Here is a 13,136-nt window from a genome sequence, read left to right on the forward strand (position 1 = left end):
CTGCGTTTTATGCAGGCCGCAAGGGTCAAACCTCTTCAATCCGCAATGCGACGGGTTCTCCGTCAACAACGTGTGTGTTTCGCAGGCCGTCCAAAGCAACATCCAACGTGGCTTGCGTTGTCTTGTGGGTGACAATCAGGACCGGTGCGGTGCTTTCGGTATGGCCATACTGACGCATGCGGTCGATCGAAATGCCTGAATCGCCCAAAACGGCGGCTACTTTTGCCATCGCACCGGGTTTGTCGAGCAGCGCGAGGCGCAGATAATAGGGGGCGGGCAGGCCTGTTACGGCCGGCTTCGCCTCTTGCAGCGCGGCCGCTGGACGACCAAAGGTTGCGATTTGCAGCCCGCGCGCCAGATCGCAAACGTCGCCCATCACGGCGCTGGCGGTGGGGCCTTCGCCCGCGCCGGGGCCGCGCAGGACTACCTGCTCGACAGCGTCGCCTTCGATCACGACCATGTTGGTGCCGCCTTCCAGTTGCCCCAGAGGTGAACTGCTGGGCACAAGGCAAGGCTGCATCCGCTGTTCCAGACCGCGGGCCGAGCGTTGAGCAACACCCAGCAGCTTGATGCGATACCCCATATCGTCAGCCTGATGAATGTCATCCAGACTGATGTGCTGGATGCCTTCGATCTGAATGCCGTCGAAATTCGGCTTGGTGCCGAAAGCGATCGAGGACAGCAACGCCAGCTTGTGCGCCGCATCAATACCGCCCACGTCCAGATTTGGGTCAGCCTCAAGATATCCCAGCTGAGCGCATTCTTCGAACAAAGCGTTATAGCCCAGTTCCTGCGATTGCATGCGAGTCAGGATATAGTTGCAGGTGCCGTTCATCACGCCCATCACACGTGTGATTTCGTTGCCAACCAATCCTTCGGTCAGGGATTTGATAACAGGAATACCACCAGCCACAGCGGCCTCGAAACGAATGACGCGCCCGGCGGCCTCGGCCTTTTCAGCCAGTTCCTGGCCGTGGATCGCCAGTAGGGCTTTGTTTGCGGTGACCACATCCTTGCCAGTGGCTAGCGCCGCCTCAACCGAGTCTTTGGCCGGGCCACTGTCGCCACCGATCAATTCGACAAAAACGTCGATGTCATCCCGTTTTGCCAGTGCAACCGGGTCTGTTTCCCAGGCGTAGTCTGACAGGTTTACACCCCGGTCCTTGTTTGCGTCGCGCGCAGACACGGCGATGATTTCAATCGGCTTGCCAGTGCGTGCCTGCAACAGGTCCGCATGTCGACGGATAATCTTGACGACGCCCACGCCGACTGTTCCCAAGCCCGCAATTCCAAGCCGCAGTGCCTGTGTCATCCCGTGGGTTCCTTTCCGCTCGAATTTCTATGGTTTCAGGACCTTTGCCCGTTCAGCGCTGCCTTAGCGGGTTCGGCGCTAGGGTGCAATGCGTCGTCGCCTGTGAGGTGCCCGGAATTGCCGCAGGTCAGTTTATTTCTGCCCGTTGCAGCTTGTCGGCCTTTTTTTCCAGCTCTTTGCGTTGTGCAATCAGGTCTTTTTCGACCTCTGCCGCTTCGTTTATCGGATCCACCGGTGCACCCAGAGCTCCCTCCAGCGGTATAAGGGTCGGATAGCGTGCAGAGCTGATGTCAGGCACTTCTCGGCCTTCCAGATCCGGGAACTCAGCGCACCCGGCACAGGCGAGGACTAATATCAGCAAAGGCAGGGATTTCATCCGGCACTCTTTCAACGTCGATTGCAACCGTGATGCACCTTTTGCACTGTCGGTTCAAGCGGGCTTCTATCTGAACAAACGTTCAGATACGGTGATGCAATGGCACGTACTCAAGGTTCACATTCCGACATTACTGGCCCGCGAATCCGAAAGGCGGCGCTGGGGCTTTTTGCGCGTCACGGCTATGCGGCGGTGTCCATGCGCCAGATCGCGTCCGAGGTTGGGGTGCAGGCGGGCGCGCTTTACAACTATACTCCGGACAAACAAAGCCTGCTGTACAGGCTGATGCATGAGCACATGCAGGATTTGTTGTCAGCTTATGCAGAATTGAAGCCACCGTCAGATCCCGAACAGGCGCTGCGCCGCTTTGTCGGGTTTCATATCCGATTTCACCTGCAACGCCCGGACGAGGTGTTCATTGCCTATATGGAACTGCGTAACCTGACGCCCGAGAATTTTACCGAAATCGAGGCGCTTCGTCGCAACTATGAGGACGCCCTCGAGGCCATCCTGCGCAAAGGGCAGGAGGCCGGGATGTTTAATATTGCAGATACCAAAATCGCCACCCTGGCAGTGATTGCCATGCTGAACGGCGTGATGACCTGGTACCGCTCGGGCGGGCGTTTGTCGCTGGACGAGGTCGAGCAGATGTATTGGGACATGGTGCGCCGGTCGGTCTCAGCCTGACGGGATTAGTGCGCAGGGCGAATGAACGAGCCATTCCGCAGTTCCCGAAAAGCCTGCTCCAATTCCGCTTGCGTATTCATTACAATCGGACCGTGCCACGCGACTGGTTCGTTGATTGGTGCACCGGAAATCAGCAGAAACCGTACGCCTTCGGGCCCGGCCTGAACTGTGACTTCATCACCGGTGCCAAATCGAACAAGAGTCCTGTCGCCGGACATGTCTCGGATATTCACCTCTTGCCCGGCAACTTCCTTTTCCAGAAGCACTCCGGTGGGTTGTGAGGCATCAGCAAACGCGGCTTGGCCCTCAAACACATAAGCAAACGCTCGGCGATAGGTGTCGATGCGAAAGGTCTTCTTGACCCCGGCGGGGATATGAACATCCAGATACTGTGGATCGGCGGCAATCCCGTCGACCGGCCCAGTTTTTCCCCAGAACTCTCCGACGATTACCCGAACGGTCGTTCCATCGTCATCGGTGATTTCTGGGATGTCTTTGCTCTGTACGTCCTGATAGCGCGGTGCCGTCATCTTGTGCGCGGACGGAAGGTTTCCCCACAATTGGAACCCGTGCATCTGGCCCGCTTTGTTTCCTGCGGGCATTTCCTGATGAAGTATGCCAGAGCCAGCCGTCATCCACTGAACGTCCCCCGCACCTAATGTCCCGCTGTTGCCCAGCGAATCCGAGTGATCGACTGTGCCGGACAACACGTAAGTAATTGTCTCAATTCCACGATGCGGGTGCCAGGGGAATCCGGCCTGAAAATCTTGCGGACGCTCGTTCCTGAAGTCATCGAACAACAAGAACGGGTCAAGCTCGGACGGGTCCTGAAAGCCAAAGGCGCGGTGCAGCTTGACGCCTGCGCCTTCCATTGTGGGCTTGGATTTCCGGGTTTCCAAAATCGGTCGTATGGACATGGTGGTCTCCTGAAACTTGCGCGCAATGTATTCCCAGCACCGAAATGATCAATCGGCAGAAAAGAACGGGGACTGTGCGAAAATCAGCAGTATCGCCCCCCCTTGTCGTTTCTCAAACAAAACGGTTAAACCCAATCGAAAATAGCAGGGGCGCACATGCAACAAGAAGTACTGGCTACGATCAGGCCGTCACCCGGCAGAAGGTGGCTTGGTGTTGGGATGCTAAGCGTTGTCGGAGTGTTAGTCGTTTTTGTAGCCCTCGCAAAACCACCAGAACCCGCATGGCTGGTGTTTTTGCTAGTGGTTGGGGGCTGTGCATTCTGGCTGGCTTACCGGATGTGGCATGCGACCAATGACTGGATCGAGCTAACGCACGCTGAACTCAGAACAGGGTCGGGGCAGCTGATTGCCAAGGTCGAGGATATAGAATCTGTCGATCGCGGGGTCTTTGCGTTCAAACCGTCGAACGGGTTTCTGCTAAAGACGCGGGAACGTCAGGACAACTACTGGGCGCCCGGGCTGTGGTGGCGCTTGGGCCGCCGGGTAGGGGTCGGCGGAATGACAGCGGCCGCCGAAACCAAGTTTATGTCCGAAATCTTGTCTGCATTAATTGCGGACGGGGTCTAGGTCACAAGTTCGAAGCGATTTCATTGGTAAAGCGCGGGCGCGTGAACACAAAATTGGTGAATGTATGGTCGTCATCCACCCAAGCATTCTTGAAAATTGGTTCGTAACGATTTGATGTTTCGACGATGATCAAAGTGTCCTGATTTGGCATCGGTGGTAGAGAAGCCCGCAAATTTGCAATGTTGTCGTTATCCCAAACGTCATTGTACCCGCGTTCCGCTGACCACCTGACGTAGTGACGGTCATCTTCTTCATCGAACACGATCAGCGACATACGCAACTTCATTTCAGTGCGGTTATTCACCATCCTTTGCATCAGCAAATGCATGGAATCGACGTATGTTTGTGTCACGGCCTGAGTTTCGCGTGAGACCAGGTCACCGACCGTGTATGCAGCTTTCAGATTGGCAGCACTTTGACGAAAACCGTCAAAGAACGTGAATGCGAGAGTGACTGACCATACCAAAATCGGGAAGGCCAGAAGGGCTTCGACAGTTAGGACTCCATTTTCACTACGTGAGGTAGTGCCAAGGAATTCTCTGATTTTCAGGAAGAGGCGCATGGTTTATGGCTCCTGTACGAAAGCGGTGGTTGCGGTCAGAGCAATCTGCCCACCATCATCGGCCAGCGCCCGCCCCATCTGAGAGGTCGGGAAGATCGGATCGACTTGCGCGCACGCCCGAAGGATCATCAATTCGTTGGGTGCACCATTGACGAATTCCCGTACGGGCTTGACCTCTTCGGTATTGTCCGTGCAGTCCGCGTTGGCAGGGAGGCTGATACCGACAAACGCGTCCTGAACAATCATTTCAAGTCGCAAGTTGTTGTCGCAACCTCGGATTATACTTGCTTTGTCGCAAATCGAATCCTTGATTTCGTCGTGGGTCGGGTTGCTGCCGGTTCCCAGTCGAATGTCGCGTACGGCCAGATCGACGGCCCGTTCCAGCATTGATTGCTGAAGCGTGACCAGCGAGTATTCCACGGCGCTGAGAATGAAGAACATGAAAAGGGGGAAAAGAAGGACGAATTCAACCGTCACGGATCCGTCCTCGGTGCGCTTTAGGCGCAACGCTTTTCCCAAAATTCTCAGTGTCATTGGGTCAACCTAAGTTTTCTGATCGACGAAGCGATAGAGGCAAAGGCTTTTTCAAGATTCAAGCCATTCACATCGTAAACATGGCTGGCCGAGCTGGCGCAGTTCTTGATCGTCTTGACGCCGGCCGAAGGCGCTTCGAAGGCAATGCCATAAACGATGATGCCCTGATCCTTTGCGGAATTGCAGATGTGTTTGGTATGCTGGTTCTTAGCCGACGTTTCGACTTTGGAATACGCTTTACTGGTCCATTCGGCCCGCGCACTGGATTGATGTCCAAAAATGTAATCGGCGATGAAATACAGGGAAGCCCGGTTCAACAATTCAGGATAGGTCAGACGTTCGGCCGTACCAGGTTCTTCGTTTGTTGCGTTTTCCGGTTCCGGGTTACCATAAGGATTGTCTGCCCAAACTTCGCGCTGAGACCAGCGGAAATGCTTTGGCGTCCCTTGTGAATGATAGGCTGAGTAATCGCCTGCCAATATCTGGGGTACCTGAACCCATTGATTGTACTCATTCAATTCCCACTTGTAGCCCCATACATGTTCCGCGCCTGAATCCGGGTTGAACCAAACATCTGAATCACCTTCACGCAAGGAAGGGTTCAGCATGTACTGATCCGTATTCTGTCCATCGGTCATGACAATGGCGATTTTCAGAATGTCAGAGTCATAGTCAGATGGGCGTCCCCGGAAATGCGGTGGGACGATGTTTTCATCTGCAAGATCGGAGACAATGCCACGCATGCTGGGGTCCAACAGCGCGACGCCCCATTTCATTCCAACATCAATTGAAGTGTTGCCTTGTGCTGTAAGAGCCTTGATTTGGTCTTTCAGAGCTTGCAGATCGTCAGTGACCGGTGTGATCGCACTTCCTGCACGAACAGGGCAAACTGGAATTTCGATGCTGCCCTCCGAATAGGTGAAGGGATCGAAGTGTGCGGTACGTTCCAGGCGGTCGTCTCTGTGGAGATCTGAATCACTGTATTGTTCAGGGATGAAGTTCACGCAGTGAGAATAATTGTGCTCGTCAGTTACGTCTTCGAACTTGCTCAACAGAGACTCACCGGCATTAACCTGAGTGGCGTAAGGTATGATCGAGATCGAGATGTTCTGCCGAGTTTCATCTTTCGAAGTCAGCATCAACGTAACAAACTCAGTTGCTGCATCCTGAAGAAGCGCCAACTTGCTTTTGCCACCTGCTGTCGAATAGTTCGTCATCGAGCCAGAGATGTCGAGAATCAGCGATATTTCGACAGCACCAATCGCTTCTTCAGCCGCGCTGGCGGCTTGTGCTGTAAGAGTCTCGATGCCCGAGAAGGTCATGAAATGCGTAGGAACGATTGTTTCAGCTGTAGCTGTTACAGTTCTGGACCCAAATCCGCCTTCGACGGTCACCGTTTGCAGTTTTTCGATCAGGCCGGCCTTGTCGAGATACGCTTCCACGACGTCGCGAGGAGGGAGTTTTTGGTCAAGGTCAGCAGCCGCTAGAACCGCACGATCCAGTGTCGATTGCAAATTGGCGCGGTCGCGCTCATAGTTCATTACATCGACGCCAATCCCGGTCAGGGCAACAATAACCAGAAATCCAAGCAGCACGAATATGGTGAAAACACCGCCGTCTTCCTCTCGAGCAAAACGCCGAGCAGGTGAAGTTTCGCCAGATTGGTTTCCAGGGTTCCTTTGTAAAAAGTTCATTGCCATTTTGCAGACCTCGCTGAGCAGACATCCAAACTGCTAAGGAAAAGTTAATTCCCAGAAATTAACGTCGAATCGTGGCGGGAATTAGGCGAAAACGCCTCTGTCTTGGCCGGTTTCCTGGCAATTGAGGGATAATTATGGGGCGTTCTACACCTCTGTCTTTGATTGGGCGACAATGGGTTCGTCGTGTCTGGAATCCAGCGACTCAGCATAGGAGCGCAGAAATTTTCCCAGCTTTTTAAATTTTATTTCTGCTTAATTATTGATCGTTTGTGCATTGGGTGCGACAAAACGACAGAACGCAAGTCGTTCGATGGCACGGAGGGTTAAATGACGGCCACTAATGAACCCAGCTTTCGCGAGAGTGTAGATCTTATGTTCAACAGGGCGGCGTCCCTGATGGACCTGCCGCCAGGTTTGGAGGAAAAGATACGGGTCTGTAACGCCACTTATACAGTGCGTTTCGGTGTGCGTCTGCGTGGCGAGATTCATACGTTTACCGGGTACCGTTCGGTCCATTCCGAACATATGGAGCCGGTGAAGGGCGGTATCCGCTATGCGCTGGCAGTGAACCAGGACGAGGTTGAGGCGCTGGCGGCGCTGATGACGTACAAATGTGCGCTGGTTGAGACGCCGTTTGGGGGCTCAAAGGGCGGATTGTGCATTGACCCTCGCAAATACGAAGAGCATGAGCTGGAACAGATCACCCGTCGTTTTGCCTATGAATTGGCCAAACGTGACCTGATTAACCCGTCCCAGAATGTTCCCGCGCCCGATATGGGCACAGGCGAGCGTGAGATGGCGTGGATGGCGGATCAGTACGCGCGGATGAACACCACAGACATCAACGCGCGTGCTTGCGTGACCGGTAAACCGCTGAACGCGGGTGGGATCGCCGGGCGGGTTGAGGCGACTGGGCGGGGTATCCAATACGCCCTGCGTGAGTTTTTCCGCCACCCCAAGGATATTGAAAAGGCTGGGCTGTCCGGCAAGCTGGACGGCAAGCGGATCATCGTTCAGGGGCTTGGTAACGTGGGTTACCACGCTGCGAAATTCCTGAGCGAGGAAGACGGATCGCGCATTGTCGGCATTATCGAATGGGATGGTGCCCTGTATAATCCTGATGGCATAGACGTGGAATCCGTCCGTCAATGGATTGTTAAACACGGCGGGGTCAGCGGATATCCCGATGCAACCCATTCAGCCGAGGGCGGATCGGTCTTGGAGCAACCGTGCGATATTCTGATCCCGGCGGCGTTGGAGGGTGTGATCAATCTGGAAAACGCCGATCGCATCAAGGCACCGTTGATTATTGAGGCTGCGAACGGCCCGGTTACGGCTGGGGCTGATCAGGTTCTGCGCAAAAAGGGCACCGTTATCATTCCGGACATGTATGCCAATGCCGGCGGGGTGACTGTGTCTTATTTCGAATGGGTCAAGAACCTGAGCCACATTCGCTTTGGCCGGATGCAGCGCCGACAGGAGGAATCGCGGCACGAACTGATCGTCAGTGAGTTGGAGCGCTTGGATCGCTATCTGGGTGAGGCTTGGTCAATGTCTCCGGACTTCAAGTCCAAGTACCTCAAGGGCGCGGATGAGCTTGAGCTTGTGCGCTCGGGCCTGGATGACACCATGCGCATTGCCTACCAGTCCATGCGGGAGGTCTGGCACAGCCGTGATGATGTCGAAGACCTGCGCACGGCGGCCTATATTGTGGCCATCGACCGGGTCGCGAAAAGTTACCGCGCCAAGGGCCTCTGATCCTTGGTGTCAGGGGCGATCAGGTTCTGGCCTGATCGCCCCTGTTGCGGCCATGCCGAATTTGACCGCACAAGTCGAAATGGATGATGGCGGGCGCCGGGACAGGCGGGTAAGCTTCCGCGAAAGAATTGATTCCGGGAGATTCTGATGTTGCGTATCGCCATTGCGGCCCTTTTACTGGCCACACCTCTGGCTGCCGAGGAAACCAAAGAACAAAGCTGCAAGTACCAGTCCGAGGTTGTCGCGGCGATCCAAAAAGCGCGTCTGGACAAGGTAAAAGAACGGGATGTTCCGCAAGCGGTGGCAGATACGTCCCCGACGTGGCCGGAAAACTACAATGCAGCCATTCCACTGATCACGCCTTGGGTCTACGAACAGAAAATGCGCGATGTGCGTAAAAAGGACCTGGGTGCCGCTTGGCTGGAGCTGTGTTTGCAGCAGTAATCCACAATCAGACGAATTCGCTGTGGATAAGCGCGCCATCCCCTTGGCGCGCGTTTTCATTTCTGGCAGGTTTAGCGCATGTCTTTGCCCCCCGGATTTCTGGATGAACTACGCACCCGATTGAGCTTGTCTCAGGTCGTCGGGCGTAAAGTGATGTGGGATGCCCGCAAGTCCAATCAAGGTAAGGGGGACATGTGGGCCCCGTGCCCGTTTCACCATGAAAAGACGGCTTCGTTCCACGTCGATGACCAAAAGGGTTTTTATTATTGCTTTGGCTGCCATGCCAAGGGCGACGCGATCAGTTTTGTGAAAGAAACCGAGAATGTCTCGTTCATGGAAGCGGTCGAGATTTTGGCGCGCGAGGCCGGATTGCCCATGCCAGCCCGCGATCCGAAGGCGCAGGAAAAGCAGGACCGACGAAGCCAACTGGCTGAGGTGATGGAGCAGGCGGCGCAGTTCTTCCGCTTGCAGCTCAAGACCGGGGCAGGGACCGCCGCGCGGGATTACCTGACGCAGCGAGGGTTGAATGCGCAGGCCTTGGACCGGTGGGAGATTGGGTTTGCACCCGACGGGTGGCAGGCTCTGTGGGATCATCTGCGAGGCAAAAACGTACCCGAGGACCTGATCCTTGGTGCAGGGCTGGCCAAGCCGTCGAACAAGGGCAAGAAACCTTACGACACCTTCCGCAACCGGATCATGTACCCGATCCGCGATCCGCGTGGCCGCTGCATTGCCTTTGGTGGCCGGGCGATGGACCCCAATGACAATGCTAAATACCTGAACTCACCCGAGACCGAGTTGTTCGATAAAGGTCGCAGCCTTTATAACCACGGATCCGCAAGGCAATCTGCGGGTAAAGGGCAGCCGCTGATCGTGGCGGAAGGGTATATGGACGTGATTGCGCTGGTCGAGGCTGGGTTTGGTGCTTCGGTTGCACCGCTGGGTACGGCGATAACCGAACACCAGCTTCAATTGCTGTGGCGCATTTCGGACGAGCCGATTATCGCATTGGATGGTGACACCGCCGGTTTACGGGCTGCGATGCGGGCCGTCGATCTTGCCCTGCCTCTGCTGGAGGCCGGAAAATCCCTGCGCTTTGCACTGATGCCCGAAGGCAAAGACCCCGACGACCTGTTGCGTGTCGAAGGGCCGGGGGCAGTGCAGGCCGTTCTGGATGGGGCTATCCCGATGGTCAAACTGCTGTGGCAGCGAGAAACCGAAGGCAAGGTGTTCGACAGCCCCGAGCGCAAGGCGGCACTAGACAAGGTGCTACGCGACAAAATCAAGCTGATCCGCGACCCATCAATCCGCTCGCATTACGGCCAAGAGATCAAGGACCTGCGCTGGCAGTTGTTCCGTCCGCAGCGAAACCGACCATGGCAGCCGCGCGGCAAGTGGCAACCGCAGAAACAACCTGCAACGCCCGGTGCACGCGCCTCTTTCCTGGCCTCGTCCGAGGGGGCGGAAATACAGCTGCGTGAGGCGGCGATTCTGGCAATCACTGTGTTGAACCCGCAGGTTGTTGTGCAGTTCGAGCACCAGTTGGAAGAGATGGAGTGCCGCGATCCTGACCATGCGTCCCTGCGCCACGCTATTCTGCGTCATGCAATAGATGACCCGGACCACCTGCAAGACCACATTGCCGAAACTTTGGGGCCGGAAGCCCTTGAAAACCTGCTGGCCCTTCGCCATGTCGCAGTAATCCCCTGTGTGTATAAACCGGGCGATGTTGAGAAGGCCGAGATGACGCTGGCCGAGGAACTCGCAAAGATCAAAGCGCTCCGGGGGTTGGATGCTGAGATTGCCGAAGCAGAAGAGGAGCTGTCCGATCTGGCCGATGAGGCGTTGACTTACCGGCTGGCGCAAGCCGCCGAAGAGCGAAACCGTACAAGCCGCAGCCAGAATGAGGACAGGGCCATTTTCGACATCGCCGACAACGGCGCCCGAATCAACCGCGACGAGAAAGACGCGTTCAAGGCAATCATGTCCGGGATCAATTTTGAACGGAAACGCCGATAAAGTGGTGTTTTCGTAAGGCACTGGAAAAGAAAAACAGGTAAACGGGTGGCCGAATCACTTCTACGCGCTAATGATTCGGTACAAACGAATCACCCATCCCTGCAGGAGCATTGAATGGCCGCCAAAGACACGACCGAAGATCGCAAATCCGACGAGCAGGAACAGGAAATCTCGCTGGACATGAGCCAGGCCCAGGTCAAGAAGATGATCGCCGAGGCCCGTGAGAAAGGTTACATCACCTATGACCAGCTCAATCAGGTTCTGCCGCCTGATCAGGTGAGCTCGGAACAGATCGAAGATGTGATGTCGATGCTATCCGAAATGGGCATTAACATCATCGAAGATGAAGAGGCCGAAGAAGAAGAAAACAAGGGCTCGACCGAACTGACGACAACCGAAAGCAACCGTGAGGTTGCACTGGCTGGTGCTGCCACCGAAAAGCTGGATCGCACGGACGACCCGGTGCGCATGTACCTGCGCGAGATGGGATCGGTTGAACTGCTTAGCCGCGAGGGCGAGATTGCCATCGCCAAGCGGATCGAAGCTGGTCGCAACACCATGATCGCGGGGCTGTGTGAAAGCCCGCTGACATTCCAGGCGATTACTATCTGGCACGACGAATTGCTGTCCGAAGACATCTTGCTGCGTGACGTCATCGATCTGGAGGCCACGTTCGGCAACCAGATGGATGAAGATGGCGACGTCGAAGAACCGGTTGTGGACACCTCTGCGGTGCAAGCGGCCAAGCCTGCCAAGGAAACTGGCCCGGAGTTGGACGCAGATGGCAACCCGATTGCCAACGATGATGACGACGACGATGACGATCAGGCCAACATGTCGCTGGCCGCCATGGAAGCGGCCCTGAAAGATCAGGTTCTGACCACTCTCGAGCGGATTTCGACCGATTTCTCGATGCTGTCGGAAATGCAAGACAGCCGGATTTCGGCCACTCTGAACGAGGATGGCTCGTTCAGTGAGAAGGACGAAGAGACCTATCAAAAACTGCGCGCCGAGATTGTCGAACTGGTGAACGGGCTGCACCTGCACAACAATCGGATCGAGGCCCTGATTGACCAGCTTTATGGCATCAACCGCCGGATCATGTCGTTGGACAGCGCGATGGTGAAGCTGGCCGATCAGGCTCGCATCAACCGTCGTGAGTTTATTGATGCCTATCGTGGTCGCGAACTGGATCCGAACTGGCTGGCGGAAATGGCTGAAAAACCGGGCCGGGGTTGGCAGATGTTCATCGAACGCTCAACTGCCAAGGTCGAGGAGCTGCGCAACGACATGGCTCAGGTCGGTCAGTATGTCGGTCTGGATATCCCTGAATTCCGCCGCATCGTGCAACAGGTTCAAAAGGGCGAGAAAGAGGCGCGGCAGGCCAAGAAGGAAATGGTCGAGGCAAACCTGCGTCTGGTGATTTCGATCGCCAAAAAGTACACGAACCGCGGCCTGCAATTCCTTGATCTTATTCAGGAAGGCAACATCGGCCTGATGAAGGCTGTGGATAAGTTCGAATACCGCCGCGGTTATAAGTTCTCGACCTACGCGACCTGGTGGATTCGTCAGGCGATCACACGTTCGATTGCGGATCAGGCCCGCACGATCCGTATTCCGGTCCACATGATCGAGACGATCAACAAGCTGGTCCGGACCGGTCGCCAAATGCTGCACGAAATCGGCCGCGAGCCGACGCCGGAAGAGCTGGCCGAAAAGCTGCAAATGCCGCTTGAGAAGGTTCGCAAGGTGATGAAAATCGCCAAGGAGCCGATCTCGCTCGAGACGCCGATTGGCGACGAGGAAGACAGCCAGCTGGGCGATTTCATTGAGGACAAGAATGCTGTGCTGCCACTTGACAGCGCCATTCAGGAAAACCTCAAAGAAACGACAACCCGGGTATTGGCTTCGCTTACCCCGCGCGAGGAGCGGGTTCTGCGGATGCGTTTCGGCATCGGCATGAACACCGACCACACCCTGGAAGAGGTCGGCCAGCAGTTCAGCGTTACCCGTGAGCGTATCCGCCAGATCGAGGCGAAAGCGTTGCGGAAACTGAAACACCCCAGCCGGTCGCGTAAGTTGCGATCATTTCTGGATCAGTAGATTTCAAGGCGCCTCGGCTGAGGCGCCTTTTTTTGTGCTGCCCCGCGGTCGTTCACATTGACCTGTTCTGCGATCAAATTGGCGGGAACTCACAAGG

12 protein-coding genes are annotated in these 13,136 nt (G+C 55.7%); 6 read left to right on the top strand and 6 right to left on the bottom strand.

Going from position 1 to position 13,136, the window contains the following annotated elements; genetic code table 11:
* Positions 1-25: 25 nt before the first annotated feature.
* Positions 26-1,312, bottom strand: a complete 1,287-nt coding sequence (locus tag ACR0IY_RS00085; RefSeq protein WP_480669684.1) for a homoserine dehydrogenase — start codon at positions 1,310-1,312, stop codon at positions 26-28.
* 127 nt (positions 1,313-1,439) lie between these two features.
* On the bottom strand, positions 1,440-1,688 hold the full coding sequence (locus tag ACR0IY_RS00090) for a hypothetical protein (RefSeq protein WP_480669685.1): 249 nt from the start codon (positions 1,686-1,688) through the stop codon (positions 1,440-1,442).
* 99 nt (positions 1,689-1,787) lie between these two features.
* Between ACR0IY_RS00090 and ACR0IY_RS00095 the strand changes: the two genes are divergently transcribed.
* The gene (locus tag ACR0IY_RS00095; RefSeq protein WP_480669686.1) at positions 1,788-2,375 is read left to right on the top strand and encodes a TetR/AcrR family transcriptional regulator; all 588 of its coding nucleotides are present in this window, start codon (positions 1,788-1,790) and stop codon (positions 2,373-2,375) included.
* Between the two features lie 5 nt (positions 2,376-2,380).
* On the opposite strand, the gene ACR0IY_RS00100 is transcribed toward ACR0IY_RS00095, so the two are convergent.
* Entirely contained in the window at positions 2,381-3,292 is a 912-nt protein-coding gene (locus tag ACR0IY_RS00100; RefSeq protein ID WP_480669687.1) for a pirin family protein, read from the bottom strand.
* 156 nt (positions 3,293-3,448) lie between these two features.
* Here ACR0IY_RS00100 and ACR0IY_RS00105 point away from each other — a divergent pair, with 156 nt between their 5' ends.
* Positions 3,449-3,919 (top strand): hypothetical protein, encoded by a 471-nt coding sequence (locus ACR0IY_RS00105; RefSeq protein WP_480669688.1) that lies wholly within the window; start codon positions 3,449-3,451, stop codon positions 3,917-3,919.
* 1 nt (position 3,920) lies between these two features.
* Here ACR0IY_RS00105 and ACR0IY_RS00110 read toward each other — a convergent pair whose 3' ends face one another.
* The 3 genes from ACR0IY_RS00110 to ACR0IY_RS00120 are packed head-to-tail and all read right to left on the bottom strand — an operon-like array spanning position 3,921 to position 6,715.
* A complete protein-coding gene (locus tag ACR0IY_RS00110) occupies positions 3,921-4,481 on the bottom strand; it encodes a TadE/TadG family type IV pilus assembly protein (protein WP_480669689.1) in 561 nt (186 codons plus the stop codon).
* Between the two features lie 3 nt (positions 4,482-4,484).
* A complete protein-coding gene (locus tag ACR0IY_RS00115; protein ID WP_480669690.1) occupies positions 4,485-5,015 on the bottom strand; it encodes a TadE/TadG family type IV pilus assembly protein in 531 nt (176 codons plus the stop codon).
* The gene (locus tag ACR0IY_RS00120; RefSeq protein WP_480669691.1) at positions 5,012-6,715 is read right to left on the bottom strand and encodes a TadE/TadG family type IV pilus assembly protein; all 1,704 of its coding nucleotides are present in this window, start codon (positions 6,713-6,715) and stop codon (positions 5,012-5,014) included. Before ACR0IY_RS00120 ends, ACR0IY_RS00115 begins: the two co-directional genes overlap by 4 nt.
* A gap of 327 nt (positions 6,716-7,042) precedes the next feature.
* Between ACR0IY_RS00120 and ACR0IY_RS00125 the strand changes: the two genes are divergently transcribed.
* The 4 genes from ACR0IY_RS00125 (at position 7,043) to rpoD (ending at position 13,039) form a co-directional block, all read left to right on the top strand.
* Positions 7,043-8,473 carry a Glu/Leu/Phe/Val family dehydrogenase gene (locus tag ACR0IY_RS00125; RefSeq protein ID WP_480669692.1) on the top strand — a complete coding sequence of 477 codons (1,431 nt, stop codon included), beginning with the start codon at positions 7,043-7,045 and terminating at the stop codon, positions 8,471-8,473.
* A 147-nt stretch (positions 8,474-8,620) separates the two neighbouring features.
* A complete protein-coding gene (locus tag ACR0IY_RS00130; RefSeq protein ID WP_480669693.1) occupies positions 8,621-8,917 on the top strand; it encodes a hypothetical protein in 297 nt (98 codons plus the stop codon).
* A 78-nt stretch (positions 8,918-8,995) separates the two neighbouring features.
* Positions 8,996-10,936, top strand: a complete 1,941-nt coding sequence (gene dnaG / locus ACR0IY_RS00135) for a DNA primase (RefSeq protein ID WP_480669694.1) — start codon at positions 8,996-8,998, stop codon at positions 10,934-10,936.
* A gap of 114 nt (positions 10,937-11,050) precedes the next feature.
* A complete protein-coding gene (rpoD, locus tag ACR0IY_RS00140; protein ID WP_480669696.1) occupies positions 11,051-13,039 on the top strand; it encodes an RNA polymerase sigma factor RpoD in 1,989 nt (662 codons plus the stop codon).
* Positions 13,040-13,136 lie beyond the last annotated feature (97 nt).

Source organism: Ruegeria sp. BC1, assembly GCF_056539305.1.

Excerpts from the sequence above, each read along its gene's own strand:
- ACR0IY_RS00085 (WP_480669684.1), bottom strand. The coding sequence starts at position 1,312 with ATGACACAGGCACTGCGGCTTGGAATTGCGGGCTTGGGAACAGTCGGC.
- ACR0IY_RS00090 (WP_480669685.1), bottom strand. The coding sequence starts at position 1,688 with ATGAAATCCCTGCCTTTGCTGATATTAGTCCTCGCCTGTGCCGGGTGC.
- ACR0IY_RS00095 (WP_480669686.1), top strand. The coding sequence starts at position 1,788 with ATGGCACGTACTCAAGGTTCACATTCCGACATTACTGGCCCGCGAATC.
- ACR0IY_RS00100 (WP_480669687.1), bottom strand. The coding sequence starts at position 3,292 with ATGTCCATACGACCGATTTTGGAAACCCGGAAATCCAAGCCCACAATG.
- ACR0IY_RS00105 (WP_480669688.1), top strand. The coding sequence starts at position 3,449 with ATGCAACAAGAAGTACTGGCTACGATCAGGCCGTCACCCGGCAGAAGG.
- ACR0IY_RS00110 (WP_480669689.1), bottom strand. The coding sequence starts at position 4,481 with ATGCGCCTCTTCCTGAAAATCAGAGAATTCCTTGGCACTACCTCACGT.
- ACR0IY_RS00115 (WP_480669690.1), bottom strand. The coding sequence starts at position 5,015 with ATGACACTGAGAATTTTGGGAAAAGCGTTGCGCCTAAAGCGCACCGAG.
- ACR0IY_RS00120 (WP_480669691.1), bottom strand. The coding sequence starts at position 6,715 with ATGGCAATGAACTTTTTACAAAGGAACCCTGGAAACCAATCTGGCGAA.
- ACR0IY_RS00125 (WP_480669692.1), top strand. The coding sequence starts at position 7,043 with ATGACGGCCACTAATGAACCCAGCTTTCGCGAGAGTGTAGATCTTATG.
- ACR0IY_RS00130 (WP_480669693.1), top strand. The coding sequence starts at position 8,621 with ATGTTGCGTATCGCCATTGCGGCCCTTTTACTGGCCACACCTCTGGCT.
- dnaG (WP_480669694.1), top strand. The coding sequence starts at position 8,996 with ATGTCTTTGCCCCCCGGATTTCTGGATGAACTACGCACCCGATTGAGC.
- rpoD (WP_480669696.1), top strand. The coding sequence starts at position 11,051 with ATGGCCGCCAAAGACACGACCGAAGATCGCAAATCCGACGAGCAGGAA.